Source organism: Enterobacter sp. ZOR0014, assembly GCF_000798855.1.
GTDB classification, from domain to species: domain Bacteria; phylum Pseudomonadota; class Gammaproteobacteria; order Enterobacterales; family Enterobacteriaceae; genus Enterobacter; species Enterobacter kobei.
Genome location: NZ_JTLF01000368.1, coordinates 1 through 5,945, shown reverse-complemented (window position 1 = coordinate 5,945; position 5,945 = coordinate 1). Strand labels below are relative to the sequence as shown.

Below are 5,945 nucleotides of genomic sequence, written 5' to 3'. Positions count from 1 at the left end.
TGTAAAGCCCGCCCTCTCGGCGCATCCATGCGCCTCGCCCCGGCCTGCAGAAAACGCCTCAGCGATTTACAGCCGGATCAGAGCATCGCTGAAAGCCTGCATTCGCTCTGAAACAACGTTATTGCTTCTGCTTATAAATTACTGGGATCCCACAGCCCACAGGAAGAAGTAATAAACAAAAAAAAGCTCCCGATTGGGAGCTTTTTCACTGTCAGGACAAGTTAGTCGTCCAGGAAGCTACGCAGCACTTCAGAGCGGCTTGGATGACGCAGCTTACGCAGCGCCTTCGCTTCGATCTGACGGATACGTTCGCGGGTCACGTCGAACTGTTTACCCACTTCTTCCAGCGTGTGGTCGGTGTTCATATCAATACCGAAACGCATACGCAGCACTTTTGCTTCACGGGCGGTCAGGCCGGCCAGAACGTCGTGCGTCGCAGCGCGCAGGCTCTCGGTGGTGGCAGAGTCCAGCGGCAGCTCGAGGGTGGTATCCTCGATGAAATCACCCAGATGCGAATCTTCATCATCACCAATTGGTGTTTCCATGGAGATTGGCTCTTTGGCGATCTTCAGCACTTTACGGATCTTGTCTTCCGGCATCAGCATGCGCTCAGCCAGCTCTTCAGGCGTTGGTTCACGGCCCATCTCCTGCAGCATCTGGCGGGAGATACGGTTGAGCTTGTTGATGGTCTCAATCATATGCACCGGAATACGGATGGTGCGCGCCTGATCCGCGATAGAGCGGGTGATAGCCTGACGGATCCACCAGGTAGCGTAGGTGGAGAACTTGTAACCACGACGGTATTCGAACTTATCTACCGCTTTCATCAGACCGATGTTGCCTTCCTGGATCAGATCCAGGAACTGCAGGCCACGGTTGGTGTATTTCTTGGCGATAGAGATAACCAGACGCAAGTTCGCCTCAACCATCTCTTTCTTCGCACGGCGGGCTTTCGCTTCACCGATAGACATACGACGGTTAATGTCCTTAACCTGCTCGATGGTCAGGCCGGTCTCTTCTTCAATCTGATGCAGCTTCTGCAGACCACGATAGACATCGTCCTTCACGTCGTGCAGTTTTTCAGACCATGGCTTGTTCATCGCGATAGCGGCGTTGAACCAGGTTTCGCTGGTTTCGTTGCCGGTGAAGAGGGTGATGAAGTTCTTCTTCGGCATTTTGCACTGCTCAACGCACAGCTTCATGATGATGCGTTCCTGGGTGCGTACGCGATCCATCATCACGCGCATGCTGTTTACCAGGTAGTCGAACTGTTTTGGCACCAGGCGGAACTGTTTGAATACTTCAGACAGTTTCAGGATCTCTTCCTGCGCGGCGGCATGGCTGCGGCCTTTCGCTTTGATGGTGTCACGCGTGACTTCGTACTGGGTACGCAGCTCGGCAAACTTCTCACGCGCCAGTTCCGGGTCGATGCTGTTGTCATCGTCCGCGCTGTCGTCGTCTTCTTCCTCATCTTCGTCTTCGTCGTCATCCATCTCTTCCTGAGACAGTTCGGAACCAACGTGAGTCGCGGTAGGCGCCAGATCTTCTTCCGCGTTCGGGTCAACAAACCCGGTGATCAGGTCAGACAGGCGCGCTTCTTCCGCTTCAACGCGATCGTACTGCTCCAGCAAATAGGTGATCGCTTCAGGGTATTCGGCAACAGAGCACTGAACCTGGTTGATCCCGTCTTCGATGCGTTTTGCGATGTCAATTTCGCCTTCGCGGGTCAACAGTTCAACGGTACCCATTTCACGCATGTACATGCGGACCGGGTCAGTGGTACGCCCGATTTCAGATTCAACGCTGGACAGTACCTGTGCGGCAGCTTCTTCCGCATCTTCGTCGGTATTGTTGGAGGTTTCAGCCAGCAACAGATCATCGGCATCCGGTGCTTCTTCCATCACCTGAATGCCCATGTCATTGATCATTTGGATGATGTCTTCGATCTGATCTGAATCGACGATATCTTCCGGCAGATGGTCATTGACCTCGGCATAGGTCAGATAGCCTTGCTCCTTACCGCGTTGGACAAGAAGTTTCAGCTGTGACTGCGGGTTTTGCTCCATAAGACGGTATCCACACTTAATTCGTTTGATTGGTGTCGGCGATGGGGCTGCCAACCTTTAAAGCGAGGGCGTACTTATATTTTTGCCGCTGCCTCTCAGTGCGGCTGCCGGGGGCTCCCCGATCGATATTCGGCACTTAAGCCGTTAAATACTTTTGTCTTTCACTTATTTCTTCGCCAGTTCCTTGTTAATCATCCAGAGTTCCCGGCGTTCTTCGCTGCTTAAGCCGTGCGTGCGCTCGCGAGCTATCAACTCTTCCTGGCGCAACTCAAGCATCGAATCAAACATATGGTTGAGTGAGTCGGTGAACGTTTTTTCTGCAATGTCCTTATCTGCTATATCGTCCCACATCGACAATTTTTCAAGGGTAGCGGCCTCTTTTGTGCCGCGATAATGTTCTAAAAGTTGTCCGGTGGTCAGACCTGGCTGAGACAAACACGTGTTGACCAGTTCTGAAAATAAGCCAAGTCCGGGCAATTTTTCGTGGTTCAAACCCGCCAGCGATGGCACTTGCGGTGCAAGTTCGGGGTTTTGTACCAGTAACCCTATCAGTATACGCATGGTTGTGCGTTTTAGCTGAGGCGCGGGGCGAACCGTGCCGTTTTCAGCCTGTTTAGGCATTAAACGTTCAAGCTGGCTGTCATCCAGAATGCCGAGCTTGTTGCCTAACTCCTGACGCAGATAGATACGCAGCGTTTCGCCGGGCACCTGGCTGATTAACGGCAGCGCCAGCGTACTGAGCTGCGCGCGCCCGTCAGGGGTACTTAAATCCACCTGCGGCATCAGGCTGTTAAACAGAAACGTGGAGAGCGGCTGAGCCTGATCCATCCGCGCTTCAAACGCCGCTTTGCCCTCTTTACGCACCAGCGTATCCGGGTCTTCGCCGTCTGGCAGGAACATAAAGCGTAGCTGACGCCCGTCGGTCATATACGGTAGCGCCGTTTCCAGCGCACGCCAGGCGGCATCGCGTCCTGCGCGGTCACCGTCGTAACAGCAAATCACGTTGTTGGTGACGCGAAACAGCAGCTGGATATGGTCTGCCGTCGTGGACGTTCCTAATGACGCCACCGCGTAGTTAATGTCGTACTGCGCCAGCGCGACAACGTCCATATAGCCTTCGACGACCAGAAGACGCGGAGGTTCCGCGTTATCCTGCTGCGCCTCATAAAGACCGTAAAGCTGGCGGCCCTTATGGAAAATATCGGTTTCCGGGGAGTTGAGGTATTTCGGCAGGGCATCACCCAGCACGCGACCACCAAAACCAATCACCCGGCCACGCTTATCGCGGATCGGGAACATCACCCGTTCACGGAAGCGGTCGTAGCTTCGTCCCTGGTCGTTGGTGACCAGCATGCCTGCGTCGATGAGAGACTTACGATCTTCGCTATTGCCGCCAAAACGTTTTAACACGTTGTCCCAGCCGGGCGGGGCGTAACCAATAGCGAAACGCGCAATCACATCGTCGCTCAGTCCGCGCTTTGTCAGGTATTGACGCGCAGGCTCAGCCGCAGAGTGCTTAAGAGACTGTTGGTAAAACGAATTCAGGCCATCCATCAGTTGATACAGCGTTTGCCGTTGATGGCGCTCGATCTGACTTGGCCCACTGCCTGCTTCATATGGCACTTCAAGGTTATGCATCGCCGCCAGCTCTTCGACGGTTTCAACGAACTCGAGCTTGTCGTAGTTCATCAAAAAATCGACGGCATTACCGTGTGCGCCACAGCCAAAGCAATGGTAGAACTGCTTTTCACCGTTAACGGTGAAAGAGGGGGTTTTTTCGTTATGGAACGGACAGCACGCATGGTAGTTCTTGCCCTGCTTTTTCAGCTTTACCCGCGCGTCGATGAGATCGACGATGTCGGTTCTGGCAAGCAGATCGTTGATGAAAACGCGTGGGATTCTTCCGGCCATATGCCCCAAAAATTTAAGCGACTTATAAACGAAAACAAGCCGCGCATTCCTTCCGGAAGCACGGCCTTACGACTACTACTCTGTCTGTCAATTGAGGGCTGAGGCCCTCAAGCGATTAGTACAGACGAGTACGGCGTGCGTTTTCGCGAGCCAGTTTCTTCGCGTGACGTTTCACAGCGGAAGCTTTAGCGCGCTTACGTTCGGTCGTTGGTTTTTCATAAAACTCACGACGACGAACTTCAGCCAGAACACCTGCTTTCTCGCATGAACGTTTGAAGCGACGCAGTGCTACGTCGAACGGCTCGTTTTCACGTACTTTAATTACCGGCATGTAACTCTCACCTTTAATAAATTCGGTTTGCCGCTGGCATCAACGCCAGCTTATTTCAAAATGGTGCGGAATTTTACTGCAAATGCTGCTGCTTTGTAAAGCACCGATGCGATTTTGAAAGGGACTTTAATAAGGGTAAGGAGTATACACGAGCCTTCTTCCTGGGGCGAACAAAGTTTTACATCACCCCGCCCAGGCTCTACACTGCGCGGTAGTGAAACGAGGTAAAACAAGTCATGCGTGTACTGGGTATTGAAACATCCTGCGATGAAACCGGCATCGCCATTTACGACGACGAAAAAGGCCTTCTGGCCAACCAACTGTATAGTCAGGTGAAATTGCACGCTGACTACGGCGGCGTCGTGCCGGAACTGGCCTCTCGTGACCACGTGCGTAAAACGGTTCCCCTGATTCAGGCGGCGCTGAAAGAGGCCGGGTTACGTTCAACTGATATTGATGCCGTGGCCTATACCGCGGGTCCGGGTCTGGTGGGCGCGCTGCTGGTTGGCGCGACGGTAGGCCGTTCGCTGGCGTTCGCGTGGGACGTGCCGGCCATTCCGGTTCACCATATGGAAGGTCACCTTCTGGCGCCGATGCTGGAAGAGAATCCGCCTGAGTTCCCATTTGTTGCGCTGCTGGTTTCCGGCGGTCATACGCAGCTGATTAGCGTAACGGGCATTGGCAAATACGCGCTGTTGGGCGAGTCGATCGACGACGCCGCCGGTGAAGCGTTCGACAAAACCGCCAAGCTGCTGGGGCTGGATTATCCTGGCGGCCCGATGCTCTCGAAAATGGCGTCGCAGGGAACGGAAGGGCGCTTTGTCTTCCCGCGTCCGATGACCGACCGTCCAGGGCTGGACTTCAGCTTCTCCGGGCTGAAAACTTTCGCGGCGAATACGATTCGTAATAACGACGACAGCGAACAGACCCGTGCCGATATCGCCCGCGCGTTCGAAGATGCGGTGGTCGATACGCTGATGATCAAGTGCAAGCGCGCGCTGGATCAGACCGGCTTTAAGCGTCTGGTGATGGCGGGCGGCGTCAGCGCCAACCGCACGCTGCGCGCGAAGCTGGCTGAGATGATGCAAAAGCGTCGCGGGGAAGTGTTTTATGCCCGTCCAGAGTTCTGTACCGATAACGGCGCGATGATCGCTTACGCCGGGATGGTGCGTCTTAACGCGGGGGCAACGTCTGACCTGAGCGTGTCCGTGCGTCCGCGCTGGCCGCTGGCGGAACTGCCTGAGGCGTGAGTTTTTTGCCCGGTGGCGCTGCGCTTACTGGGCCTACAAAAACCGTAGGCCGGGTCAGGCGAAGCCGCCACCCGGCGATAAACCGCATTACACCCGCAACATCCCTTTTTCTTCCAGAAACGCAATAATCGTCGCCAGACCGTCACCCGCTTTCAGATTGGTAAACGTCCACGGACGTTCGCCACGCATGCGGTTGGTATCGCGCGCCATCACGTCGAGCGACGCACCCACGTAGGGCGCGAGATCGGTTTTGTTGATCACCAGAAAGTCAGATTTGGTGATCCCCGGCCCGCCCTTACGCGGGATTTTTTCCCCTTCGGCCACGTCTATCACGTAGATAGTGAGATCCGCCAGTTCCGGGCTGAACGTCGCGCTCAGGTTATCCCC

General features: G+C 54.7%; 5 protein-coding genes. 1 reads left to right on the top strand and 4 read right to left on the bottom strand.

The window, feature by feature from the left end:
* Window positions 1-221: 221 nt before the first annotated feature.
* The 3 genes from rpoD to rpsU form a co-directional block, all read right to left on the bottom strand.
* On the bottom strand, window positions 222-2,066 hold the full coding sequence (rpoD, locus tag L977_RS21005) for an RNA polymerase sigma factor RpoD (protein ID WP_014885285.1): 1,845 nt from the start codon (window positions 2,064-2,066) through the stop codon (window positions 222-224).
* 165 nt (window positions 2,067-2,231) lie between these two features.
* Window positions 2,232-3,977, bottom strand: coding sequence for a DNA primase (gene dnaG / locus L977_RS21000; RefSeq protein WP_047626868.1), 1,746 nt, complete (start codon window positions 3,975-3,977; stop codon window positions 2,232-2,234).
* A gap of 115 nt (window positions 3,978-4,092) precedes the next feature.
* Window positions 4,093-4,308 (bottom strand): 30S ribosomal protein S21, encoded by a 216-nt coding sequence (gene rpsU / locus L977_RS20995; RefSeq protein WP_001144069.1) that lies wholly within the window; start codon window positions 4,306-4,308, stop codon window positions 4,093-4,095.
* Window positions 4,309-4,544: 236 nt separating this feature from the next.
* On the opposite strand from rpsU, the gene tsaD reads away from it, so the two are divergent.
* The gene (tsaD, locus tag L977_RS20990; RefSeq protein ID WP_014885283.1) at window positions 4,545-5,558 is read left to right on the top strand and encodes a tRNA (adenosine(37)-N6)-threonylcarbamoyltransferase complex transferase subunit TsaD; all 1,014 of its coding nucleotides are present in this window, start codon (window positions 4,545-4,547) and stop codon (window positions 5,556-5,558) included.
* An 87-nt stretch (window positions 5,559-5,645) separates the two neighbouring features.
* Here tsaD and L977_RS20985 read toward each other — a convergent pair.
* On the bottom strand, window positions 5,646-5,945 hold a 300-nt coding region (locus tag L977_RS20985), incomplete at its 5' end, for a GTP-binding protein (protein WP_047626867.1).